This is a genomic window from Stenotrophomonas sp. STEN021, from assembly GCF_056760175.1.
Genome location: NZ_JBRREH010000042.1, coordinates 1 through 23,366, shown reverse-complemented (window position 1 = coordinate 23,366; position 23,366 = coordinate 1). Strand labels below are relative to the sequence as shown.

At 63.8% G+C, this 23,366-nt stretch carries 19 protein-coding genes; 9 read left to right on the top strand and 10 right to left on the bottom strand.

The window, feature by feature from the left end:
- The first annotated feature begins 31 nt into the window (after nucleotides 1-31).
- The 3 genes from ACVOL0_RS10850 to ACVOL0_RS10840 all read left to right on the top strand — a co-directional run bounded on the left by ACVOL0_RS10850 (nucleotide 32) and on the right by ACVOL0_RS10840 (nucleotide 3,494).
- Entirely contained in the window at nucleotides 32-1,123 is a 1,092-nt protein-coding gene (locus ACVOL0_RS10850) for an AI-2E family transporter (protein ID WP_481549104.1), read from the top strand.
- A 256-nt stretch (nucleotides 1,124-1,379) separates the two neighbouring features.
- Complete coding sequence (locus tag ACVOL0_RS10845) at nucleotides 1,380-2,090, top strand: HAD family hydrolase (protein WP_481549103.1); 711 nt, start codon at nucleotides 1,380-1,382, stop codon at nucleotides 2,088-2,090.
- Between the two features lie 33 nt (nucleotides 2,091-2,123).
- Complete coding sequence (locus ACVOL0_RS10840) at nucleotides 2,124-3,494, top strand: leucyl aminopeptidase family protein (RefSeq protein WP_481549102.1); 1,371 nt, start codon at nucleotides 2,124-2,126, stop codon at nucleotides 3,492-3,494.
- Nucleotides 3,495-3,678: 184 nt separating this feature from the next.
- Here the strand turns inward: ACVOL0_RS10840 and hglS are convergent, their stop codons facing one another.
- From hglS to ACVOL0_RS10795, 9 genes are all read right to left on the bottom strand, one after another.
- On the bottom strand, nucleotides 3,679-5,037 hold the full coding sequence (gene hglS, locus ACVOL0_RS10835) for a 2-oxoadipate dioxygenase/decarboxylase HglS (RefSeq protein WP_481549101.1): 1,359 nt from the start codon (nucleotides 5,035-5,037) through the stop codon (nucleotides 3,679-3,681).
- 93 nt (nucleotides 5,038-5,130) lie between these two features.
- Complete coding sequence (locus ACVOL0_RS10830; RefSeq protein WP_481549100.1) at nucleotides 5,131-5,703, bottom strand: hypothetical protein; 573 nt, start codon at nucleotides 5,701-5,703, stop codon at nucleotides 5,131-5,133.
- Between the two features lies 1 nt (nucleotide 5,704).
- Complete coding sequence (locus ACVOL0_RS10825; protein WP_481549099.1) at nucleotides 5,705-6,457, bottom strand: HAD family hydrolase; 753 nt, start codon at nucleotides 6,455-6,457, stop codon at nucleotides 5,705-5,707.
- A gap of 252 nt (nucleotides 6,458-6,709) precedes the next feature.
- Nucleotides 6,710-7,087, bottom strand: a complete 378-nt coding sequence (locus tag ACVOL0_RS10820; RefSeq protein ID WP_481549098.1) for an EF-hand domain-containing protein — start codon at nucleotides 7,085-7,087, stop codon at nucleotides 6,710-6,712.
- A gap of 222 nt (nucleotides 7,088-7,309) precedes the next feature.
- Nucleotides 7,310-7,690: a hypothetical protein gene (locus ACVOL0_RS10815; protein ID WP_481549097.1), complete on the bottom strand. Its 381-nt coding sequence runs from the start codon at nucleotides 7,688-7,690 to the stop codon at nucleotides 7,310-7,312.
- A 52-nt stretch (nucleotides 7,691-7,742) separates the two neighbouring features.
- Complete coding sequence (locus tag ACVOL0_RS10810) at nucleotides 7,743-8,450, bottom strand: M15 family metallopeptidase (RefSeq protein ID WP_481549096.1); 708 nt, start codon at nucleotides 8,448-8,450, stop codon at nucleotides 7,743-7,745.
- Complete coding sequence (locus ACVOL0_RS10805) at nucleotides 8,434-9,996, bottom strand: serine hydrolase domain-containing protein (protein ID WP_481549095.1); 1,563 nt, start codon at nucleotides 9,994-9,996, stop codon at nucleotides 8,434-8,436. Before ACVOL0_RS10805 ends, ACVOL0_RS10810 begins: the two co-directional genes overlap by 17 nt.
- A gap of 57 nt (nucleotides 9,997-10,053) precedes the next feature.
- Complete coding sequence (locus ACVOL0_RS10800) at nucleotides 10,054-13,050, bottom strand: TonB-dependent receptor (RefSeq protein ID WP_481549094.1); 2,997 nt, start codon at nucleotides 13,048-13,050, stop codon at nucleotides 10,054-10,056.
- A 58-nt stretch (nucleotides 13,051-13,108) separates the two neighbouring features.
- Complete coding sequence (locus tag ACVOL0_RS10795; RefSeq protein ID WP_481549119.1) at nucleotides 13,109-14,533, bottom strand: transglutaminase-like domain-containing protein; 1,425 nt, start codon at nucleotides 14,531-14,533, stop codon at nucleotides 13,109-13,111.
- 204 nt (nucleotides 14,534-14,737) lie between these two features.
- Between ACVOL0_RS10795 and ACVOL0_RS10790 the strand changes: the two genes are divergently transcribed.
- From ACVOL0_RS10790 to ACVOL0_RS10765, 6 genes are all read left to right on the top strand, one after another.
- A complete protein-coding gene (locus tag ACVOL0_RS10790; RefSeq protein WP_481549093.1) occupies nucleotides 14,738-16,192 on the top strand; it encodes a C40 family peptidase in 1,455 nt (484 codons plus the stop codon).
- Entirely contained in the window at nucleotides 16,189-17,286 is a 1,098-nt protein-coding gene (locus tag ACVOL0_RS10785) for a dipeptide epimerase (RefSeq protein ID WP_481549092.1), read from the top strand. Before ACVOL0_RS10790 ends, ACVOL0_RS10785 begins: the two co-directional genes overlap by 4 nt.
- 1,064 nt (nucleotides 17,287-18,350) lie before the next feature.
- Nucleotides 18,351-19,199, top strand: a complete 849-nt coding sequence (locus ACVOL0_RS10780; protein WP_481549091.1) for a MurR/RpiR family transcriptional regulator — start codon at nucleotides 18,351-18,353, stop codon at nucleotides 19,197-19,199.
- Nucleotides 19,200-19,216: 17 nt separating this feature from the next.
- Nucleotides 19,217-19,999, top strand: coding sequence for a L,D-transpeptidase family protein (locus tag ACVOL0_RS10775; RefSeq protein WP_481549090.1), 783 nt, complete (start codon nucleotides 19,217-19,219; stop codon nucleotides 19,997-19,999).
- Between the two features lie 53 nt (nucleotides 20,000-20,052).
- Nucleotides 20,053-21,345: a dicarboxylate/amino acid:cation symporter gene (locus ACVOL0_RS10770; RefSeq protein WP_481549089.1), complete on the top strand. Its 1,293-nt coding sequence runs from the start codon at nucleotides 20,053-20,055 to the stop codon at nucleotides 21,343-21,345.
- A 132-nt stretch (nucleotides 21,346-21,477) separates the two neighbouring features.
- Entirely contained in the window at nucleotides 21,478-22,632 is a 1,155-nt protein-coding gene (locus ACVOL0_RS10765; protein ID WP_481549088.1) for a PQQ-dependent sugar dehydrogenase, read from the top strand.
- Between the two features lie 137 nt (nucleotides 22,633-22,769).
- Here the strand turns inward: ACVOL0_RS10765 and ACVOL0_RS10760 are convergent, their stop codons facing one another.
- Nucleotides 22,770-23,255: a CcdC protein domain-containing protein gene (locus ACVOL0_RS10760; protein WP_481549118.1), complete on the bottom strand. Its 486-nt coding sequence runs from the start codon at nucleotides 23,253-23,255 to the stop codon at nucleotides 22,770-22,772.
- Between the last annotated feature and the right edge of the window lie 111 nt (nucleotides 23,256-23,366).

Sequence of the window (23,366 nt, the reverse complement as noted above, 5' to 3'; positions counted from 1 at the left end):
CGCGCCGTTCCGTTCACGGAGCGCCGCCTGCATGTCTGACACCTTGCCCGAAGCCACAGCCCGCCCAGCAGAACCTCCTGCACCACGCCCACGCGCGCCCGTCTCGCTGGTGGTGCTGGCGACGCTGGCGGTGGGCTATACGTTGTGGGCCGCGCAGGAAGTGATCCTGCCGGTGCTGCTGGCGATGTTCTTCGCGCTGATTGGCAACCCCATCATCCGCCTGCTGCAGAAACTGCACCTGCCGCGTTTTCTCGGCGCACTGCTGGTGCTGTCCGCGGGCCTGGCCGGCAGCACCGCCCTGACCGTGCAGCTGGCCGGCCCCGCCACCGAATGGGTGCAGGAAGCGCCGCAGCAGATGCGGCAGATCTCGCGGCAGGTGCAGGACTTCGTCAAACCGGTGCAGCAGGCCAACCAGGCCGCGGAGAGCTTCGCCCGCGCCGCCGGCGGTGAAGGCAACCGCAAGGTGCAGGTAATACGCACCCAGCTCGACGATCCCTACAAGGCACTGGTGCGCACGCCCAAGCTGGCCGCCTCGGCGCTGGCGGTGGTGCTGCTGACCCTGTTCTTCATGATCTACGGCGAAAACCTGCAGCGGCATGTGATCGCCCTGCTGCCCAACCGCCAGCAGAAGCGCTTCACCGCCGAGATATTGCGCTCGATCGAGCGGGAGATATCGCGCTATGTATTGACCATCACCCTCATCAACGTTGGCCTGGGCCTGCTCCTGTCCGGCGTACTGATGCTGCTCGGCATCGCCCTGCCCGAGGCCCTGCTGTGGGGCACGGTGGCCGCGCTGCTGAACTTCGCCCCGTATGTGGGGCCGCTGATCGGCATCGTGCTGATGCTGCTGATGGGCTTCGTCGAATTCCGCGATCCACTGACCGCCTTGCTGCCGGCGCTGGCCTACCTGGCCCTGCATACGCTGGAGGGGCAATTGATCACACCTATCGTGCTTGGCCGCCGCATGGCGATATCGCCGCTGATGCTGATCCTGGCGCTGATGTTGTTCGGCTGGCTGTGGGGCATGGTCGGCCTGCTGCTGGCGGTACCGCTGCTGGTCTGCGTGAAGCTGGTGCTGAGCCGCGTCGACGGCATGCACGGCTGGGCCAAGCTGCTGGAATAAACGTCGGGGTTTTTTTGGGCGGGGGGGGCCCCGCGCCGGGGGGTGGGGGGGCCCCACCGGGGGGGAGCGCCAGAGGGTGTTGGGGGGGCTGGGAGTGCGCCCCCCGCCCCCCCCGCCCCCTCGGGGCGCGGCCCCCCCCCCCCCCCCCCCCCCCACCTGTGTTGCGCCCCGCCGCGCCCCCCCCCCCGGCTCCTACAAAAGCGGGCAGCCACGGCCCCTACAGGCCCGGCTCATGGGCTTGGCGTAAAATGCCCGGATGAATTTCCCCGTACTCGCCATCACCCTCGATCTGGACGACACCCTGTGGCCGTTCGCTCCCATAGGTGCCCGCATCGACCAGGTGCTGCATGACTGGATGCTGGAACACAGCCCGGCCACCGCCCGCATGTACCCGGTCGCGGCCATGCGTGAACTGCGCGAACGCTCGTTCCGCGACAACCCGCATCTGCATTACGACCTGAGCGCATTGCGCCGGCTGACCCTGGCCGAGGCGCTGGAAAACAGCGGCGCGAGCATGGACCTGCTGGACCCCGCCTACGAAGCGTTCTACGCCGCACGCAACCAGGTCGAGTTCTATCCCGATGCACTGGCCGCACTGCGCCGAATCGCCGCGCGCGTGCCGGTGGCTGCAGTGAGCAACGGCAATGCCGACCTGCATCGGATTGGTATCGGCGAGCTGTTCGCCTTCCAGCTGGGTTCGCGCGAGCACGGTGCAGCCAAGCCGGACCCCAGTATTTTCCATGCCGCCTGCGAACGCCTCGGCGTTGAACACGCGCAGGTACTGCATGTCGGCGATCATGCCGAAATGGACGTAGCCGGCGCGATGCGCGCCGGCCTGCGTGGTTGCTGGATCAACCGCGAAGAACATTCATGGACCCACACCGAGCTGCAGCCTGACCTGCAGTTCGACACCCTGACCGGACTGGCCGACTGGTTGGATGCGAACGCATCCTCGCAGCAGCGCTAAGCCCACGGCCGCCAGCAGACGCAAGAGAACACCATGACCCCGATTACCGCTTACACCACCGATTCCACCAATGCCCTGCCGTTGTACGTGCTGGACCGCGACGGCTTCGCCGCTTGGAAAGCACAGCAGCCGGCCGCCGTGCAGGCCTGGGCCGCAGCACAACAGTTCAATGCCGCACCTAACAGCGTGCTGTTGTTGCCCGGCGACAACGGCATTACCGGCGCCGTGCTCGGCGTTGGCGACCACGCCGATGCCTACGCCTATGCGCATGCCCCGTTCGCGCTGCCGGCCGGTACAAGCTGGCAGGTTGCCAACGCGCTGGACGCCAGCAGCAGCGCCAACCTGCAGATCGGCTGGGGCCTGGGTAGCTACCGCTTTGACCGCTACCGCAAGCTGGCGCGCCCGGCCGCACAGTTGCTGGCAACGCCGGCCGCTGAAATTCTCGACGTGGTGACCGCCTGCCTGCGCGTGCGCGACTGGGTCAACACGCCCACCGAAGACATGGGCCCGCAGCAGCTGGAAGACGCCGCTCGCGATCTGGTCGATGCCCATGGCGGCGAGCTGGAAGTGATTGCCGGCGATGAACTGCTGGAGCTGAATTTCCCGACCATCCACGCCGTTGGCCGCGCCTCGCATCGCGCACCGCGCCTGATCGTGCTGCGCTGGGGCAACCCGGGTGCGCCGCATCTGGCACTGGTCGGCAAGGGCGTGTGTTTCGACACCGGCGGTCTGGACCTGAAGCCGGCCGACGGCATGCGCAACATGAAGAAGGACATGGGCGGTGCCGCCCACGCCATCGCGCTCGCAGGCTTGGTGATGGCGCAGCAGCTGCCGGTGCAGCTGACCCTGGTGGTGGCTGCGGTGGAAAACGCCGTCGGCCCGGATGCCTTCCGTCCCGGCGAGGTGATCACCACCCGCAAAGGCATCACCGTGGAGATCGACAACACCGACGCCGAAGGCCGGCTGGTGCTGTGCGACGCGTTGACCTACGTCAGCGAGCAGAACCCGGACACCATCCTCGATTTCGCCACCCTCACCGGTGCTGCACGCATCGCACTAGGCCCGGACCTGCCGGCTTTGTTCGCCAATGACGACACCCTGGCCAACCAGTGGCTGCAGGCCGGCGACAGCACGCGCGACCCGGTCTGGCGCATGCCGTTGTGGCGTCCCTACCTGCGCTACCTCAACAGCGGCATCGCCGACCTGGCCAACGCTGGCTCGCGTATGGCCGGCTCGGTGACTGCAGCGCTGTACCTGGAGCGTTTCATCAACGAAGGACAGGTGTGGGCGCATCTGGACGTCTACGCCTGGAACGACGGCGAACGCCCGGGCCGCCCGGCCGGTGGTGAAGCGCTGGCGCTGCGCTCGGCGTGGGCGATGTTGAAGACCCGTTACGGCAATTGAGCCAGGCGTTTGTGCCCCCTCCCTTGCGCGTAGCGCAGGGGAGGGTTGGGGAGGGGTAAGCTTCTGCGCTTGATCTGCGTTTGAAGCTTGGCGTGCGTGGATTGATGCAGTTGCCTTGAAGCAACGGCAGAAGCACCCCTCCCCAACCCTCCCCTTGCCTGCGGCAAAGGGAGGGAGCAATGCATCAACCCTTCAGGGCTGCCAGCGACTCGGCCTGCAGGCGCTCGTAGATCGCAAACTCGTCGCTGACCGGCGCGCCCAGGGCCTGCTCGAAGGCATCGCGGTTGGCACGCGCGGCATACGCACGCTGTTCGCCGCCGCCAAGATTCGATTGGAAAATACCCGCCGCACTCACCGGCAGGAAATCCTCATAGATGATCGGATCAGCACTGGCCAGGCCGCGCTCGATCAACACTTCCGCCGGCAAGGCACGCGTATCTGCATCAGCGGCAAGACCGGCATCGGTCAGGCTGTAGCGGTAATAGCCCAGGCCTTCGCGGCGCAGCGTTGCATGGTCATCCGGGAACGCGGTGAACGCGCTCTGCAGACGCTGCATGTAGTCACCACCGGCACTGCCTTCACCGCCACGCGCCTGCGCAAGCAGGGCGTCATAAAGATCGCGTCCCTTCGGCGTAAGCGCGAGGCCGCGCTGTTCGATTTCACCGAAACGCGCGGTATGGGTACCGGCGTCGTTGTCCGCGCCGGAGGGGAAATGCACCAGCTCCTCCAGCGCCTTGAAGCTGGTCTGGCGCAGCAGGATGGCGCAGTCGCGGCGCGGCGGGCCTTCGATCACAGCCTTTGCCGCCAGACCACGCGACTGCATCGCCACCTGTGCGGCATCGATGTCCAGCGTGCGCGGGGTGAGGTGGTTGATATGCGGGCCACGGAAGCTGACCACGTCGGCAACCAGACGATGCGCGCCGTGCAGGGCGTGATAAGTCTCCAGCGACACGGTGGCTTCGTTGTGCCAGCGGAAGGTTTCCAGCGACTCGACCACGAAGCGCCAGGCATCGTCTTCGCTCAGGCCGCCATCGCGCTCGCACTGCTCGATCAGCTGCAGCGCGCCAGCGGTGAAGATGTTGCGGCGGGCCAGGATCTCGGCGGCCTGCTCGCGCAGTGCGGCGTCTTCAATCAGTTCCAGCCGGAGCAGCGAGGTGAACACGCGGAACGGGTTGCGGTTCAAAGACTCGCCGTCGACCGGCCGGAACGCAGTGGAATGCACCGGCACGCCGGCCACCGACAGATCGTAATAACCCACCGGCTGCATGCCCATCACCGCGAACAGGCGACCCAGCGTGGCCAGCTCCTGCGCGGTGCCGACGCGGATCGCGCCATGACGTTCCACGTCCAGGCGCTCGCGTTCGCCGCTGCGCTGCATCTGCGCGGCCAGCTCCGGCTGCGCGGCCAGGACGTCGGCGTTGATCGCGCCAACCAGTTCCACCAACGTGCCGTACAACGGCACTTCGGTGCGGTACATATGCGACATGGCCTGCGAGAACAGGCTTCGGATGTGATCGGGCGAAACGAAACGGTCGGCGGTCATGACAAAGCGCTTTGACGCGAAATCGAAGGAGGCCCATTTTCGCCCGGAATCGACCGCTACGCCTATCTGCAGGGCAGCAATTACCGCCGCTGGTTACTGCGCGGCACTTTTGCGTGCTGCCGCCTCGCGCTGGGCGCGGTCGCCGAGCTGACGCTGCAGCAGCGGATCCAGCGTGATCGGCCGGTCCCAGTGATCGAAACTGGCGACGATGGCGTGGCGCAGGGCGCGCCAGCGCAGGTTGTCCGGGGCCGGCTGCAGGCCAGCCAACACCTCTTTCCAGTTGGCCTCGGGCTGTTGTGCGCGGGCCTTCACCGCGGTACGGCAGTTGCTGCCGTTGAGCTTGCCCCAGAAGCAGGCCAGATAGACATCGCCCGGTTTCCAGCCATGGTCCTGCAGCAAGGCCTGCACATAGCCCGGGCGCGCACTGGCATAACGCGCCAGCTCATCGACGAAGGCTTCCGGGTAGCGCGCGGCATAGGCGTTGATATCGGCCAACTGCTTGTCCACCCAGGCGTCACCGGTGGCCGGCACGTAGACCTCGGCCACCGCTGCCGTTGGTGGTTGTTGGGCCAACAACGGCAGGGGCAGCACGGCAGTTGCCAGCAACCCAAGCCGCAGCAGCAAGCCTGTGCGACGTGGAGATTGCCGGGAGCCTGCCGCGCTCATCTCAGTTGCCTCGTGCCGCTGCAGCCTGCGCGGCGACGGCGCGCACCGCTTCCGGCCACTGGTGGGCGGTGTCGGCGTGGTGCAGGCGCGGCTCTTCCGCGGAGACGCCGTGCTCGGCCTCATGCGCCCAGGTCATTGCGTACGGGGTGTGGATGCCCCAACCGCCCAGCCCCAGCACCGGCTCGATATCCGAGCGCAGCGAGTTGCCGATCATCACGAAACGCTCGGCCGGCATGTTGAACTCGGCCAATACCTTGGCGTAGGTGGACTGATCCTTCTCCGAGATGATCTCGATGCGCGGGAACAGATCCAGCAGGCCGGAACGCTCGATCTTCTGTTCCTGATGGAACAGATCGCCCTTGGTGATCAGCACCACCGGGTATTCGGCAGCGATAGCCGCCACGGCTTCACGGACGCCATCGATGACATCGACCGGATGCGCCAGCGTGCGACGGCCGATCTCGACGATCTGGCGCAGATCGTGCGCGGAGATATTCTCGTCGGTCAGTTCGATGGCGGCTTCCAGCATCGACAGGGTCATGCCCTTGGCGCCGTAGCCGAATACGGCCAGATTCCGGCGTTGCACCTTGAGCAGATGCTGGGCGGTGCCGGCGTCGTGCAGGTCGATGTAGTTGCTGAGGATCAGGCCAAATTCGTGCTCGGCCTTCTGGTAATAGTCTTCGCTCTTCCAGAGCGTGTCATCGCCGTCGAAGCCGACCAGGCCGATGGCGGAGGGGGAAGTCTGCATGTTCATGCCGCACAGGATAGCAATCTGCCCCGCAGTGAATAGGGGATTGCATCTGGAAGGCGGGGTTTGGCTGGCTGGGATGGCAGTTCAAGCAAAGTGCAACAGCAAGAGCACCCCTCCCCGGCCCTCCCCTGCACTGCGTGCAAGGGAGGGAGCGGACCGCGCAAACTGCTGGTTCACCGCGCAATGCCGCTTCTACCCCCTCCCTTGCGCATAGCGCAGGGGAGGGGTGCTCTTCGAGCCCTACCCGGTTACCAATTACTTCTTATGCGCAGCCGCATAAGCCCGGTACTCCTCCGGTGTCAGCTTGCCATCCTTGTTGCCATCGGCTTCGTCGAACACCTGCGCCAGGCCGGCGTTGGCCTGCGATTCTGTCTTGCTGATGGTGCCATCACCATCGGCGTCCACATCAGCCCAACTCTGACCACCACCTGCCGCAGCCGAGGCCTTGGCGGCGCTGCTCGATGCGCTGGCTGCAGCACTCTGTGCCTGTGCCGCCGAGTCCTGCGCCTGCGCAGCCTGTGCCTGCGCAGCGGCGGCCTGATCCTGTGCATCCTGCGCCATTGCCGGCAAAGCAAGCGCGGAACCTACGATGGCAACCAGGGCGAACAGCGGAGTGCGATTACGTACGGTCATCAGGTCTTCCTCGTGTGTTGGCTAAAGCGCGGGAATTCCGCACACCCCAACCCTGACAAGCTGTGACTGAATCGCTTGCACCCCTGAAAACCGCAGCGAACATCCTGTTAACCACTCGTGCCGACTCAGCGGTTACCTCCCCTGTTAGCCGTGCATGAAGTGAAAGTAAGCCGATGATTAGAGCGTTCCAAGCATCGTCCTTATCGATGCAATGCCGATGCCTCAAGCATCATGCGTGGTGTCAGCCAAGGGTTGCCGCGAACTGAACAACAACCAACCCAGGCCAACGCCAACCGCCACGCCAATCAATTCCAACAGCACCCGCGTGCCCAGCTGGTCCGGATCATGGATCGACGCCAGCGCCAATTTGGCGTACAGCGGCGACTGCAGGTTGACCATGCCCAGCGAAAACAGCTTCCAGCCATCCACGCCCGCAGCAATGGCCGCAGCAATCAGGCTGGCATAGGCGATGGCATGGCCATGGCGCAGCCCTGCGCGTCGGCACACCTGCCACCACAGTGCGAACACCACAAAGCCGATCGCCAAGGCGATCAGGCCAGCTTCCAGCGAGCCGAGCAGGCCGTAATGCAGAACCAGATTCATGGGCGCAGCGCGGTCCATACAGGGAACCGCAGTCTAACCGCCCCTGCCCCGCTCAACGCACCGGGAAGTCGTAGGCCGTGGTCGGCGTGGGCTCGGGCTTGAAGGTGTAATGCCACCATTCCATTGGATAGTTGGCAAAACCCTGCGCCTGCATCGCACCCAGCAGCAGCTGTCGGTTCTGCTTCTGCAACGCGCTGATATCGGGATTGGCGGTATGCGCCAGCACGTCGAAGCGATCGAAGCCGGTGCCCATGTCCAAGGCGGTGCAAGGCATGCTGCGGCAATCCAGCACGCCCAGGTCCACCGTCGCCGCCCGGCTATGGCCAGAGGTTTCGGCGATATAGCCATCGAGCAGGCGGCTCTTGTCGATATTGGGGTAATAGCGCTGCTTGGCGATCTGATCATTGCCATCGTGCACCCAGGCAACGAACGAGGTCACCGAATGCACTGGCCGGTAGCAGTCAAACACCTGCAGGCGATAGCCCTGCGCGCGCAGTTCGCGCTGCACCCGCGCCAGGGCCTGCGCCGCCGGCTGCAGCAGATAGCAACGCGGTGCGTCATAGCCGGGGACGACGCGACCAGTAAAGTTGTCGGTGCCGGCATAGCGGATGTCCAGGGCGATGTCCGGGGCCAGCGTGGTGACATCGACGATGCCGGCCTGTGCCGGCGTCTTTGCCGCCGATACCTGCACCTGCTGGGCAAGCACGGTGAACGGCAGCAGTGCCAGCAACAACGGCAGCGATTTAGTGGCAATCGCCATGGCGTTGGAATTCCAGATCGGGGTAGTCATAGCTGAAGTCGATATCCGGGTCGATGGCGCGCAGGTGCAGCAGCGGATGTTGGGCGTCGCCGGAGAATTCCAGCCAGGCATCGGCATCTTCGCCCAATCCCTGCCAGGCCACATACCAGCGCTCACCGGCACGCATCACCTGCCCGCTCATGCGCGGCGACTTGACCGAGGCGAACTGCAGCGTGCCATCACGCGGGCACAGGGACACCTCGCCGAACCACGGGTCCTGCCAGACGCCAACCTTGCTGCCGAACTCGGCCAGCGTGGCCTGGCGTGCCTTCGGCAATGCGGGGCGCACATGCCCTGCCGAACGGCGCTGCGCGGCCGCATCGTCAATCAACCTGGCGTAATGCAGCACGTCATTGCTCGCGGCCGGTGCGGTGTAGTGCTTGAGCATGGCCTGCATCAGCGCCGTGCGTGCGTCTTCGCCCTCACCGTTGATCAGGATCACCACGCCGGTCTTGCGGTCCGGCAACAAGGCCAGCGAGGAATACATGCCGGACAAGGTGCCGGTATGCGCGACCTTCCACTGCCCATCCATATCCGACAGACGCCAGCCATAGCCGTAGGCGTAGAAGTGCGTGTTGTCCCAGTCGCGCAGGCGCTGGCTGATCGGCATCGGCATATGCGCGGTCCACAGCGCACGCCGTTGGGTCGCGTCGAGCCAGTCTGGCGCCTGCGCGGGGTCCAGCAGCACCTGCATCCAGCGCAGCATGTCGTTGAGGCTGCAGCGAACTCCGCCAGCAGCCATCGACGGGAAATCGGTGACCTGTGCAGGATCGCGCTCGGCAGCGACGTTGCGCTTGCCATCACGATGATGCGGCTGGGCGATATTGCCAAGCGCCGCCGGTGACCATGCACCTACCTGGCAGCGCTGCATGCCCAGTGGCTGGAAGATCTCCTCGCGCACCAACTGCGCGTATGGCTTGCCGCCTGCGGCAGCGGCGACTTCGCCCGCCACCACATACATCAGGTTGTCGTAGGCGTATTCACTACGGAAGCTACCGGTCGGCTTCAGATGCGCCAAGCCGGCAATGATGTCCTGGCGATCAAAGTTGTTCGGTTCGGGCCATAGCATCAGGTCGCCTGCGCCCAGGCCGAGGCCGCTGTTATGGATCAGCAGATCGCGCACCTGCATGTTAAGCGTCACCCACGGGTCCTGCATGCGGAACTGCGGCAGGTGTTTGGTGACCGGATCATCCCAACGCAGCTTGCCGGCCTGCACCAGCCGCGCCAGTACTGCTGCGGTCATCGCCTTCGTGTTCGAGGCGATCTTGAACAGGCTGTCGTCGTTGATCGCCGCACCCTGCCCTGCAACCAGCTCGCCGCGCGTACCGCGATAGACAAGCTTGCCATCCTCGATCACGCCCATGGCGATACCGGGCAGCTGGTAGTGCTGCACTGCCTGGTCGAGCAAGGCATCAACGCGCGCGCTATCCGCACTTTCCGCAGCCACTGCCGGCGCTGCTCCGCCCAAGGCGACGCTTGCGACGAGCAGCCAGATCCTCAATCCCATGTTCTCTCCTCCCAAAAGCGAACGGCCCGCCGAAGCGGGCCGTTCTCACAAACTACATCAGAAGTTCCAGGTCACAACAAGGTTGGAGTAACGCGGTGCCTGCCAATTAGTGCCCTCGGCGAAGTAAGGCATCTTCGTACCGGGAGTGCTCTCGTAGCGGGAGTGCACGTTGACCACCGTCTGCCGGTTGAGCAGGTTATAGACCGACAGGCGTGCCGTCAGGTCGATACCTTCCACCGGCAAGGTCCACATCACGCTGGCACCGAGATCGATTACCCAAGGCATGCGGCCGAACGCACCGCGCTCGGAGTACTCCAGCTCGCGGGTAGCCCAGGTCGAGCAGTTGGCTTTGCACAGCCAGCCCGAACCACCACCACTGTATTCACCCGGGCCGCCAGCATTGCGGTTGTCGTTCGGCCACACCACGCCGAACGCGGTGATCGGACCACCCGAGCGGGCCGACAGCGTGCTACCGAAGGACCACTGCTCATTCAACTTGTACGCACCACGCAGCTTGAACTGGTGACGGGCGTCATTGAAGGTGACGCCGAAGCGCTCGTTGACCGCCGGGTGATCGTAGTACTGCACCAGATTGGTGTCGTTATAGCCGGTATCCGAATTCACCGGCCCTTCGATATTGCCCTCGCTCTTGGACAGCAGGTAGCTGGCATTGAACGACCACTTGTCATTCCAAGCACGGTCGATCTGGAACTCCAGCGCCTTGTAGGTACGCTTGGGCCGCTTGTAACCCATGATGGTGCCGCTGCCCAGGGCCTTGTAGCCGTCCTTGGACGAGTCCAAGGTGACCCAGCTATTGGTATCCGGGCACCACAGCTTGTTGGTTTCACCCGGGTTGATGATGGGCCAGTCGCCCGAGTACCAATCGCAGCCCGCCACATGGTTGATGCGCGCATCTTCCACGGCGCGTGTCATGCGACGGTAGGTGGCATTCACGCCGTACGACCACTCCTCGTTGATCGCCTGCTGGAAACCGAGGATGTACTCATCCTGGAATACCTGCTTCAGGTCACGCGCCACCGCAGTACGAACGTCCGTCGGTGCCGGGGCGTTGCCTTCGGTGTTGACCGGGCCGATCTGCTGACCGAGCACGGGAACCTTGTAGGTGTTCCCGCTTGAACTCTGCTTCTCCGCCCAACCATTGAACGCGTAATAGGTATGCTCATCGGTGGTACCACCACCGAAGTAGTCGGTGAGCTTGTTGGTGAGCGGGGTGTAGTAACGACCCGCGTTACCGAACACCTTCATCGAGCCATCACCCTTCACGTCCCAGCTGAAGCCAAGACGCGGCGAGATCATGTCATTGAACTTGGACTTGGCGAAGGTGGCGCCCGAGGCCAGTTTGTTGTGGAACTGGTCGAAACGCACGCCCAGATTCAGCAACAGATTCGGGGTGACGTTCCAGTTGTCTTCCAGATAGAAGGCCTGCGCCTTGGTGCTGACCGGCGCGCCGGTGACCTTGTAGCGCGCGTCAACGATGTCGGTGACGCCGGATGGCAACACCGTTCCATTCACCGCACTGCCCGCCTTGACCGACAGCACCTGATACGTGGATCCATCGCCCGGGTAGATCGTCGAACTGTCCGAATCCATCACCTCCTGGTCCACGCCAAAGCGGACCAGGTGATCGCCCAGGGTCCATTCGAAGTCCAGACGAGCCGCTTCACGCTTGTCTTCGCGGCTGCTGATGGCGCTGTTGGTCGGGTGACAGCCCACGTTGCTCTGGGCACCATATTTCTGGGTGTAGCTGGACGCCACCGTGATGATGCTGCATTCGCCATCCATCGGGCTATCGCTGACCGCGCTACGCTTGTTGACGCCGTACATCGCCTTGGCGACAAAGTTGTCGGTCAGGTGCCCGGTGTAGGTCAACGACCAGTTGTCACCGCCGGAGGAATCACTGCTCTGGCCACTAGACTCACCGAGAGCATTGGTGGCCCAGTTGTAATTGTCGTAGCTGGTGGTCAGCGAATCTGCCTTGTCGGAGAACGCAAGCAGCTCCAGCAAGTGGTTGTCGTTGATGCGCCAGTCAAGCTTGGTGCCCCAGAAATCGTTGTTGCTCTTGGTCTTCAGCGCCTGGGAAGTATCGATATCCTGCGACTTGCTGTCGCGGTTCTCGTACATCGCGAAGAAGAACAACTTGTCCTGCATGATCGGGCCGGACGCCCACACATTGGTCTTCGTCAGCGGGCTGCGATCGCGGCTGGTGCGGTCGCGCTCGTCAATGGTGCCATCGCTGTGGAAATGATCCTTGCGGTCCGACGCCCATGCCGACGGTTCCATGGTGACTTGCACGCCACCCTTGAACTCATTGCCGCCCGAGCGGGTGATAGCATTGATGACGCCACCGGTGCTGCGGCCGAACTCGGCCGAGTAACCGCCGGTCTTGATCTGGAACTCTTCATAGAAGTTGAAGGGGACCGTCGAGAAGCCCTGGCGGCGATACGGATCGGTGACGTTCAGGCCGTTGATGTAGGCCACGTTCTCGGCCACGGAGGAACCACCGAAGCTCAAGCCACCAAAGCTCGAGCCGGAGTCCACCACGCCCGGCGCCAGCAAGGCGACCGCGGCTACGCTCTGGTCCACCGGCATGCGCGCCAGTTCTTCGCGCTTGATGTTGAACGAGGATTCGGTCGAGTAGACGTCGACCCGGTTGACGATCTTCGAGCCAACTACCTGCACCGAGTCCAAGTTCACCGCGCCGCCAGCGCTGCTACCACCAAGATTGACGGTGGTAGTGCCACCCAGCGACACGTTGACTGCCAACGGCTCCTTGTCGGTCTGCCCGTCCCGTTTCACCTGCAGGCTGTAGTCGCCGATCGGCAACTGGCTCAGCCGGTACGAGCCGTCGCTGCCGACGGTGATGCTGCGGGTCAAACCCGTTGCCTTGTTGACGATGGTGATCTGATCACCCGAGCTTGCCCGGCCGGCGATGGCACCGCTTGCACTCTGCGCCATCACGCTAGGCGCCATCACGCCCAGACAGGCGCCCAATGCGACGGTCAGCGCCGCTCTTTTCAACATTTTCCTGTTCATCCCCTGCTCTCTCCTGCAGACGTAAATCGATAAGTAAGACAACGGTTACGACGTTCTATTACTTGGACTCCGGCGCCAGAATCTGCGACTGGAAGTCGTATTGCCACTGGTTGAAGTAAAGGTTCCCCCCTTCCCACTCAACCTCACCTCGTTGCAGATCAACGGTCTCCGAACGGAAGTGCTGCTTGGCAGGCACGAACGCGCGTGAGTAGTCATCGTTGAACGCGATGCGGTAGGCATCCAGCCCGCCGAAATAGAAATTGCGTTGTTCGGGCTGGTCGCTGTCCAGTGCGCCCGTGCTTACATCCATCGGCACCCAGCCGTAGGGCGCGAGATAGAGCGCGCCCCAATCGTGCAGGTTGTTGTAGCCGACCTCGTTGTCCGAATACACCATGCCCGACTGCCAGCGCGCCGGGATGCCGTTCATGCGCAGCAACGAGATCAGCAGCAAGGTCTGCTGGCCACAATCGGCATGACCTGCGTGCAGCGCATAGTCGGAGATATTGCTGATCGTCGAATACTCGCGGGCACCGCCCCACGGAATCGCATCCACCGCATCGAACAACTTCTTGGCGACGCGGTACGGGTTGGTTTCATTGCCTACCGCCTTGCGCGAGAACTCCCGCATGGCCGGAGTGAACACCACATGAGGTGCGCGCTCGGCCAGATAGGGCTGCAATGCGGGGTCGCGCGGCGTCGGCAGCACCTTGTCCGGGTCGATGATGAAGCGACGCGCGGAGATGGTGAGTTCGTAGCTGACCGAGAACTCGGTAGGCGTGCCGGCCACGGCCTTGCGCTCAAGATAGGCGGTGCGCTGCAGCGTGTCCTCGGGCGCGATCTGCGCACCTTGCGGCACGCTGCTCAGCCATTGAATGTTGTCCTGCTGGCCGGGTATCGAACGCGGATACGGTAGCCACGCACGCACCATCTTTCCAGCCGGCACCGCATCGGCGTCGACCTTGATGGACTGGGTGATACGCACACGACGCGGGCTGATGCTGGTCTGGCCGCTCTGCTCCGATGCCTTGATCACCTCGATATGGTGCGAGCCAAGCCGCTCGTACGGACCGGGACGGGAAACACGCTTGTCGGCCGGCCGTCGGTTGGAGGCCTCGGCACTGAACAGGAACAGGTTGTTCGGCGCCCGCTTGAACCAGCGGCGCTGGCCATCGATGTCCAGGTGCTCGATCAGGCCGGCATCATCCCAGGCCTTGAACTCCTCGTCGCGAAGATCTGGCACCGACCTGCGCACCGCGGCCTTGGCCTGCGCTTCATCCAGGGTGAAATCCAGGCGGATGCGACGCATGCGCTCCTGCTGGAACAGGTAGGCGGCGCGGCTGTCGGCATCGGTGCCGGGTGCTGCCAGTGCCTTGTCGATCTCGGCCTGCGCGCCGGCAAAATCGCCACGATCCACACGCGCCGTCAACTCGGGCAGCGCCATCGATGGAGCCTCCCCGGCATAGGCAATACAGGCCAGCCCCATGCATAGCGCAGAGGCAAGGACCGTACGGGCGAACGGGGCGCGGGCAAAGCGGGCAGAATCGGCGTTTGATGCCACGGCAACACTTCCACGTGCAGGGTGGTTAACGCTGTGTAACACGCACCCGGTAGCCGGTCAATAATTTATTCTTGCTTTCGACGGCGAAAGGAATAAATATTCCTGAGCATCAACGAGGGGAGCTTCCCAATGCTTGCTTTGCCGCCGCTATCCCAGCGCCGACGCCTTGCCCCGCTTGCGCGGGCTTTGATCCTCGCCACGGCGCTGTGCGCCGGGCCGGCTTTTGCGCTGTCGCGGGCCCCAGTGGCTGCGATTGCTCCCTCTTACGCGGGCATCGTCGGCCTGGAAGAAGCCCTGCTGACGCCGCAGCCCTGGATCAGCAGGCTGCCCAATGCTGACGCCGTGATCCTGGACCGCGCCGCCATCGAGGCGCAGAACGCACGCATGCGCCAGCTCGATGCCTCCATCATCGACCTGCACACGCTGCCCGCGCTACTGCCACAAGTATGGGTCCGCGAGCAGATCGCCGGCATCTCCAAACCGCCAACCCGCACCCTGTACGACGTGCATGGCAAGCAGGTCACGCCGGCCCAGCTACAGGCGGTGACCGCCAACCTTGGCCTGGACGCGATTCCGGCCAACCGTCCGATTCAGTACGGTCTGGTCGTGCACCGCGCCGCGCTGCGTGCCTTCCCGACCGAACTGCGCGTATTCAGCAGTCAGGGCGATACCGATATCGACCGCTTCCAGGAATCTGCGCTGTTCCCCGGTGACGCGGTGGCGGTGCTGCATGAAAGTGCCGACGGCAAGTGGGTGTTCGTCGCCAGCGAGCGTTATGCCGCTTGGATGGAGAAGCGCTTCGTCGGCGTCGGCAGCGCCGAACAGGTCTTCGGTTACGGCGCCACCGGCCCGTACCGGGTAATCACTGCTGGCAAGGCCTTCACCGCACACACCCCGGAAGAGCCGCGCGTCTCCGACCTGCAGCTGGAAATGGGCGTGCGCGTGCCGGTGCTGGCCGACTGGCCGGTGATGGACCCGGTCAATGGCCAGCAGGCGCATGGCGGCCACGTGATCCAGCTGCCGGTGCGCAATGACGATGGCAGCCTGGCCCTGGTGCCTGCGCTGCTGCCGCGCTCGCAGGAATCGGCCAGCGACTACCTGCCGCTGACCCGGGCCAACCTGATCATCCAGGCCTTCAAGTTCCTCGGCGAACGCTATGGCTGGGGCCACTCCTACGACACCCGCGACTGCAGCGGTTTTGTCTCGGAGATCTACCGCAGCTTCGGCGTGCTGCTGCCGCGCAATACCAGCGCGCAAGCAATCAGCCCGGCCTTGAACCGGGTGCCCTTCACCGACAAGGACAGCAAGGCCAAGCGCAATGATGCGATCGCCAAGCTGCAGGTCGGCGACCTGATCTACATCCCCGGCCACGTGATGATGATGCTCGGTGAAGCCAATGGCATGACCTGGGTGATCCACGATACTTCCGGTGGCAGCTGGTTCGATGCCAGCGGCAAGCGAGTGCATGCCAGCCTCAACGGCGTATCGGTGACCCCGCTGCAACCGATGATGGCCAGCGACACCGCCAGCTACATCGACCGCATGACCAACATCCAGCGCATCCGCCTGCAAGACACCAAATGAAGATCACCGACATCGAACTTGGCATGCTCCGCGTGCCGCTGAAAACCCCGTTCAAGACCGCGTTGCGCACCGTGGAAACGGTGGAAGACATCGTGGTGATGGTGCGCACCGACACCGGCAATACCGGTTACGGCGAGGCACCGGCCACTGCGGTGATCACCGGCGACACGCACGGCTCGATCATCGAGGCCATCAATACCTTCATCAAGCCGCGCCTGATCGGCGAGGACATCAGCAACCTCAACCGCATCTGCGGGCTGATCCAGACCTCGCTTGAGCGCAATACCAGCGCCAAGGCGGCGGTGGAGATCGCCATCTACGATCTGTGGGCACAGCTGCACAACGCTCCGCTGTACCAGATGCTCGGCGGCGGCGACCCGGTGATCACCACCGACATCACCATCAGCGTCGACTACATCGACAAGATGGTGGCGGATTCGCTGTCGGCGGTGGAGCGCGGCTTCGAGTCGCTGAAGATCAAGGTGGGCAAGGACATCGGCCTGGACATCGAACGGGTCAAGGCCATCCACGCCGCCGTCGAAGGCCGCGCCTTGCTGCGTCTTGATGCCAACCAGGGCTGGACCGCCAAGCAGGCGGTGTATGCGATGAACGTGCTGGAGAACGCTGGCGTCGTGCTGGAGCTGCTGGAACAGCCGGTGAAGGCAGCGGACATCGCCGGCATGAAGTACGTCACCGAGCGCGTCAACACGCCGGTGATGGCAGACGAAAGCGTGTTCAGCCCGCACCAGGTATTCGACCTGATCCAACAGGGTGCAGCCGACATCATCAACATCAAGCTGATGAAGACCGGCGGTATTTCCAACGCAATCAAGATTGCCGATATCGCCTCGTTGTATGGCGTGCCGTGCATGATCGGCTGCATGCTGGAGTCCAGCATCAGCGTGGCGGCGGCGGTGCATCTTGGCGTGGCCAAGTCCGGCGCGATCAGCAAGGTGGATCTGGATGGGCCGTCGTTGAGCCAGTTCAATCCGGTGGTGGGCGGCGTGATCTTCAACGAATCGGAGATCAGCATTACCGACGCGCCTGGCCTTGGCATCATCGAGGTCCGCGGGCTGGAGATGATCAAGCCGTGATCACCCAAGCGGCGGCAACCGGTCTCTCCTCGGTCGCCGCCGCCGTGGTCACGCATGCGCAAACAGCAGCACCGGCAAAGTCCGGTGCTGTTGTGTTTTTGGCACTTGCCCCGGTTTCCGCACCTGCTGTTGCTCCAGCCCCCTCCCTTGCGCGCAGCGCAGGGGAGGGTTGGGGAGGGGTAGCTTCGGCTTCGGCTTCGGCTTCGGCTTCGGCTTCGGCTTCGGCTTCGGCTATCGCTACCGCTACCGCTGTTGCTGTTGCTGTTGCTGTTGCTCCCGCTCTTGATCTACCGGGTCCCCTTCCGCAGCGACGCAGCCGACGGACAAGACCCCGCAGGGGCGACGTGCATGGATGCACGTCGTTTTTCGACGAGACAGGGACGTCTCGTCGAAAAATCCCGGCGGCGGAGTGGACCCGCGGCGCACAGCGACGTGGGCGCGGAGGCGGGGCGTGCTTGACCAGCCATTCGGCTGTTGAAAAAGCGCCTCTTTGGGCCACGTTTCTTTGCACGAGCAAAGAAAGGTGTGCTCGCGCCCCGAAGGGGAGCGAAAGCTCTTGCCTTGGCTTTAGCTTGCGCTGCTTGAAAGCAACAGAAGCAGAGGCAAAGGCAGAATCAACGGCTTTCTCTCCCCTACGGGGAGCGAGTTACTTTTCTTTGCTTGTGCAAAGAAAAGCTAACCAAAAGAAAGCACACCCTGCCTCCGCGCCTTCCGCGCTGCGCGCTCCAGGTTCACTCCGCTGGCAGGATTTTTCGACGATACATCCCTGTATCGTCGAAAAACGACGCACATCCTTGTGCGTCGCCCCATTCGGGGTCTTATCTGCCAGCTCCGTCGCTGCGGAAGGGGACCCGATAGATCAAAGGCAGGGGCAACAGCAACAGCTACCCCTCCCCAACCCTCCCCTGCACTTCGTGCAAGGGAGGGGGCTGGAGCAACAGCAAAAGCAGAAGTTACCCCTCCCCGGCCTTCCCCTGCGCTTCGCGTAAGGGAAGGAGCGAAACATTGCTCCGCTTGCTTGCGCAATCCCTTAAAGTCTTCAGCAGATAAATACCCATACGCCCATGCCACCTCTGGTAAAAATCCGCTCCGAACGCGAACAGATGTCGGCCATCGAACGTCGCATCGCCGACTTCATCCTCGACAACGCACACCTGCTGCGTGACTACTCCTCGCAGCAGCTGGCCAATGCCCTGGATATCAGCCAGTCCAGCGTGGTCAAGTTCAGCCAGAAACTCGGCTTCAAAGGTTATCCAGACTTGAAATACTCGGTAGGCGCCGCCGTCGCCGCTGCCGGCAATGGCGAAAGCACCCGTTGGCCACCTGAAAACCAACCCGGTGGCTATCTGCTGGTTGCCGAAACCCTGCGCCGCGCCAAGGCCGCCGCCGAAGAAGAAACCATGGCCGCCAATTCCCAGACCGACGTCGAAGCGGTCATCGCACTGGTCGACAACGCCCCAAAGGTCTTCATCTATGGCCTGGGTGACGACGGCCTGTACGCGCGCGAATTCGCCATGCGCCTGTCGCTGCTCGGCATCCTCACCGTGCAGCAGGCCGACCCCATCCTGATGACCGCCAACCTCTCTGCCGCCCGCAGCGGCGATGTGCTGCTGGTGTTCTCCGAGTTCGGCAAGCTGCCGCAGCTGTGGCAGCTGTCGCGGCAGTTCCAGGAAGTCGGCGGCAAAGTGGTATCGATCACCCGCCATACCGCCAATCCACTACGCGCGCACGCAGACGCCTCATTGGCCATCTGCGCGCATGACCCGCAACCACCCATCGCGCAACTGCTCTACCGCAGTTCGCTGCAATACCTGCTGGATTTCGTGTTCGTGCTGCTGTGCCAGACCAATCCTGATCGGCAACGGCAACTGGCATTGAACCAGGAACGCATCCAGCACCTGATCGACATCTGACCGCAGGAGCCGCCGCCATGCGCACTTTGTTCCAACGCAGCTTCCGACACCTGCTGGGCTGCGTGTTGATGGTCATCGCACCGGCCAGCATCGCTGCACCGCAGGCAACACCAGTGAGCGAAGCCCGCCAGCTGATCGTCGTCACCACACACAACTGGGACGCGACCAACGCCCACCTGCAGGCCTTTGAACGCACCGCCGGCGGCTGGAAGTCCCACGATGCCGGCTTCGATGTCAGCCTCGGCCGTAGCGGCAGCGCCTGGGGCATAGGCCTGCATCCGCAACAGACAGATGGCCCGCAGAAGCGCGAAGGCGATGGCCGCAGCCCGGCTGGCATCTTCGCCATCGGCCCGGCCTTCGGCTATGCCGAGCACATCAGCAGCCAGATGCCTTACCAGCCAATGCTGGCCAGCAGCTATTGCATGGATGTACCGGCCTCGCCGCTGTACAACCAGATCGTCGATGCCGCCAAGGTCGGCGAAGCTGCAGTAAAGGGTTCCACCGAGGCCATGCGCCTGGATCTGCACAACAACGGCGACCGCCGTTACCGCGAAGGCTTCGTCATCGAGCATAACCCCGCTGCGGTGCCTGGCCAGGGCAGCTGCATCTTCGCCCACCTGTGGCGCCAACCTGGCGAGGCGACCGCAGGCTGCACCGCAATGGAGCCGGAGCGCATGTCGGCCTTGCTGGAATGGCTGTCACCCGAGGCCAAGCCGCTGTTCGTGCTGCTGCCCGATGCCGAGTACCAGCGGCTGCAGCGCAGTTGGGATTTGCCCGCACTTTCAGAAACTACTCGTTGAGCATTTGTCCGGTTCCGGGCATCTTCCCTTCTCTTTAGCCAAGCCATCCCTTCATGACCGACAGCGCACCCGCAAAATCTTCCAAGGTCTCGGCACCGGTCAAGGTGCTGATCGCGCTGATACTGGCCGCTATCGTCGGCCTGTCGCTCACCGCCTTTGACCAGGCGCTTGCCCTGAAGATCGCCGATGTATTGCGGCCAATCGGCCGGCTTTGGCTCAATGCCCTGCAGATGACGGTGGTGCCGCTGGTTACCGCGCTGGTCATCGTTGGCGTCAATACCGCCAGCAATGCGGCGGCATCGGGACGCACGGCGCGCAATGCGATCATCGTGTTCCTGATCCTGCTGGTCGGCTCGGCCGCGTTCTCGGCCGTCATCACCCCGTTCCTGTTGGACCTGCTGCCGCGCGACGCCGACAACATCCAGGCCTTCCGCGATGCGCTGCGTTCGCCGGCAACCGCAGCCACGCCGTTGAGTGCCGCGCAGTGGATCAGCTCGCTGATTCCCAGCAACGCGCTGGCTGCCGCCGCATCCAGTGCCATGTTGCCGCTGGTGGCCTTTGCCATGTTCTTCGGCTTTGCGCTGAGCCGGCAGGAGCCGGAGCGCCGCGACCGCATCCTGGACATCATCCGCATCATCGCCGACACCATGATCACCATCGTGCGCTGGGTGCTGTGGGCTGCGCCGGTAGGCGTGTTCGCGCTGGTATTCGTGGTCTGCGCTGAAGTAGGTATGAGCATCATCGGCGTGCTTGGCTATTACATCGTGCTGATGTGCGTGATCTACATCCTGATCACCCTGCTGCTGTACCTGGTTGCCCGCTTCGCTGCCGGTGAACCGTTCGGCCGCTTTGCCCGTGCACTGGTGCCGGTACAGGTGATTGCCGGTAGCACGCAGTCCTCGCTGGCCTCGCTGCCGGCCATGATCGACAGCGCGCGCAATCGCCTGGGCTACCCGGCGGCACTGACCTCGCTGGTGCTGCCAATGGCGGTATCGCTGTTCCGCATCACCAGCCCGGCGCAGTACATTGCCGTGGCCAGCTTCATTGCCTGGCTGTACGGCATCGACGTACATGCCTCGCAATATGCGGTTGCGGTGCTGCTGGCAGCGGCGATCAGCATGGGCTCGACCGGCCTGCCCGGCCAAGCCAACTTCATGACCAACAACATGCCGATCACCCAGAGCCTGGGCCTGCCGGTGGAACCGTTGGGCGTACTGCTGGCGGTGGATACCATCCCCGATGTGTTCTGCACCATCGGTAACGCGACTGGCGGCGTCACCGCCACCGGCATTGTTGCCCGGCATACGGCACAGCATCCCCAGCAGGATCAAACCAGCGACAGCTGATAGCCTGCAGCCACTCCCGCCATCGACGGGAGTGGCTTCACCTGTTCCTGCGGCGGCAGGTACCGTAGGCGGCATCGGCCGCCATGGTGTACAACCCTGCTCTGGTATCGCATCCCGCTTCTGGAGACCTCCATGCCCCGTACCCTCCTGCTCAGCATGAGCCTGGCCCTGGCCCCCGTCCTGTTCACCAGCGCCTGCGCCGCAGATCCCGACCCGGCAGCCGAAGCGGCGATAAAGCCCGCACAATGGCCGTTCAACGCCACCGAGATGGCCCGCTTCAACGAGCCCTGGGCAATGACCTTCCTGCCCGACGGCAGCCTGCTGGTCACCGAGAAGGCCGGCAAGCTGGTCCACTTCGACCCGGCCAGCGGCAAGCGCGGCGCCATCAGCGGCGTGCCGACCGTGGCCTACGGCGGCCAGGGCGGCTTCGGTGACGTGGTTGTCCATCCGCAGTTCGCCAGCAATGGCCTGGTCTATTACAGCTATGCCGAAGACGGCGAAGACGATACCCGCGGTGCCGCCGTCGCCCGCGCGAAGCTGGTGCTGGACGCGGATGGCAATGGCCAATTGACCGATGCGCAGGTGATCTGGCGGCAGACGCCGAAGGTCACCGGCCGCGGCCATTACGGCCATCGCCTTGCGTTCGGCCCGGATGGCAAGTTGTGGATCAGCTCCAGCGAACGGCAGAAGTTCGACCCGGCGCAGGACATGACGACCAACCTGGGCAAGATCATCCGCCTCAACGACGATGGCAGCGTGCCGGCTGACAACCCGTTCGTGGCACAGGGCTCACCGGCTGACCAGGTGTGGTCGCTGGGACACCGCAGCGTGCTCGGCCTTGCCTTCGACGGCAACGGCAAGCTGTGGGAGCACGAGATGGGCCCGAAGGGCGGCGACGAGCTGAACCTGATCCAGCGCGGCGGCAACTACGGCTACCCGATCGTCTCCAATGGCGATCATTACGATGGTCGCCCGATCCCGGACCACGACACCCGCCCCGAGTTCATCGCCCCGGTGGTGACCTGGCGCCAGGTGATTTCCCCGGCCGGCTTCATCATCTACAACGGCAAGCAGTTCCCGCAGTGGCAGGGCAGCGGCTTCATTGGCGGCCTGTCGTCAAAGTCGCTGGTGCGCGTCGCGTTTGATGGTGACAAGGCCCACGAAGCCGAGCGCTTCGACATGGGCAACCGCATCCGCGAAGTGGAGCAAGGCCCGGACGGCGCGCTGTGGCTGCTGGAAGATGGCGCCAATGCAAAACTGTTGAAGCTGACGCCGAAGGCAGGCTGACGCTTCCGCTTCCTGTAGTGCCGAGCCATGCTCGGCAGAGGCCTTACCGGTAAAGCCTCTTGCCGAGCATGGCTCGGCACTACATGTGCGGCCTTGCAGGTAGAGCCTCTGCCGAGCATGGCTCGGCACTACCGACATCAGCGCAGACGCAGCGCCAAACCTACCGCCTGCACCAACCCATAGCTGATCAAGGCCGCCGCCAAGCCCAGGGTCAACGGACTGGCGTTGCCCATGCCCGGACCCATGCCCTGACTGAAAGCACCGCCATACCAGCGCCAAGCCAGTCGTCCGATCAACAGCACCGCCAAGGCACCACCAATCCATGGGTTCGGCGTATAGCCTGGCAGTCCATCGCGCGAGCTGATCAGTGTGTGCTTGAGTGCGAACAGTCCCAAGCCGACACCGGCGACCGCGCCGACAACAATCCCCAACGCAACATGCGGGATATAGATCGCTGCCGCTACCAGCGCAGCACTCACCAGCGACAGGATGCCGATACGGACCCCATTGCGAACCGGCCGCCAAACCTGCCAACCAAAGTGACGACGAATGCGCCGGTAGTACAACCAGCCGAAACCGGCCGTCATCAACCAAGGCATGTAGACAGGCAATGCAGCAGGCATGAAGCGTCCCTCGCGTTGTAGGAGCGGCGTAAGCCGCGAAACTGACAATGCACCCAACATCGGTAGTGCCGAGCCATGCTCGGCAAGGGGCTTTACCGGTAGCGCCTCTGC

Excerpts from the sequence above, each read along its gene's own strand:
- ACVOL0_RS10815 (WP_481549097.1), bottom strand. The coding sequence starts at position 7,690 with ATGAATCTGGTTCTGCATTACGGCCTGCTCGGCTCGCTGGAAGCTGGC.
- ACVOL0_RS10770 (WP_481549089.1), top strand. The coding sequence starts at position 20,053 with ATGACCGACAGCGCACCCGCAAAATCTTCCAAGGTCTCGGCACCGGTC.
- ACVOL0_RS10760 (WP_481549118.1), bottom strand. The coding sequence starts at position 23,255 with ATGCCTGCTGCATTGCCTGTCTACATGCCTTGGTTGATGACGGCCGGT.
- ACVOL0_RS10805 (WP_481549095.1), bottom strand. The coding sequence starts at position 9,996 with ATGGGATTGAGGATCTGGCTGCTCGTCGCAAGCGTCGCCTTGGGCGGA.
- ACVOL0_RS10775 (WP_481549090.1), top strand. The coding sequence starts at position 19,217 with ATGCGCACTTTGTTCCAACGCAGCTTCCGACACCTGCTGGGCTGCGTG.
- ACVOL0_RS10850 (WP_481549104.1), top strand. The coding sequence starts at position 32 with ATGTCTGACACCTTGCCCGAAGCCACAGCCCGCCCAGCAGAACCTCCT.
- ACVOL0_RS10765 (WP_481549088.1), top strand. The coding sequence starts at position 21,478 with ATGCCCCGTACCCTCCTGCTCAGCATGAGCCTGGCCCTGGCCCCCGTC.
- ACVOL0_RS10795 (WP_481549119.1), bottom strand. The coding sequence starts at position 14,533 with ATGGGGCTGGCCTGTATTGCCTATGCCGGGGAGGCTCCATCGATGGCG.
- ACVOL0_RS10800 (WP_481549094.1), bottom strand. The coding sequence starts at position 13,050 with ATGAACAGGAAAATGTTGAAAAGAGCGGCGCTGACCGTCGCATTGGGC.
- ACVOL0_RS10785 (WP_481549092.1), top strand. The coding sequence starts at position 16,189 with ATGAAGATCACCGACATCGAACTTGGCATGCTCCGCGTGCCGCTGAAA.
- ACVOL0_RS10790 (WP_481549093.1), top strand. The coding sequence starts at position 14,738 with ATGCTTGCTTTGCCGCCGCTATCCCAGCGCCGACGCCTTGCCCCGCTT.
- ACVOL0_RS10810 (WP_481549096.1), bottom strand. The coding sequence starts at position 8,450 with ATGGCGATTGCCACTAAATCGCTGCCGTTGTTGCTGGCACTGCTGCCG.
- ACVOL0_RS10845 (WP_481549103.1), top strand. The coding sequence starts at position 1,380 with ATGAATTTCCCCGTACTCGCCATCACCCTCGATCTGGACGACACCCTG.
- ACVOL0_RS10780 (WP_481549091.1), top strand. The coding sequence starts at position 18,351 with ATGCCACCTCTGGTAAAAATCCGCTCCGAACGCGAACAGATGTCGGCC.
- ACVOL0_RS10825 (WP_481549099.1), bottom strand. The coding sequence starts at position 6,457 with ATGAACATGCAGACTTCCCCCTCCGCCATCGGCCTGGTCGGCTTCGAC.
- ACVOL0_RS10820 (WP_481549098.1), bottom strand. The coding sequence starts at position 7,087 with ATGACCGTACGTAATCGCACTCCGCTGTTCGCCCTGGTTGCCATCGTA.
- hglS (WP_481549101.1), bottom strand. The coding sequence starts at position 5,037 with ATGACCGCCGACCGTTTCGTTTCGCCCGATCACATCCGAAGCCTGTTC.
- ACVOL0_RS10830 (WP_481549100.1), bottom strand. The coding sequence starts at position 5,703 with ATGAGCGCGGCAGGCTCCCGGCAATCTCCACGTCGCACAGGCTTGCTG.
- ACVOL0_RS10840 (WP_481549102.1), top strand. The coding sequence starts at position 2,124 with ATGACCCCGATTACCGCTTACACCACCGATTCCACCAATGCCCTGCCG.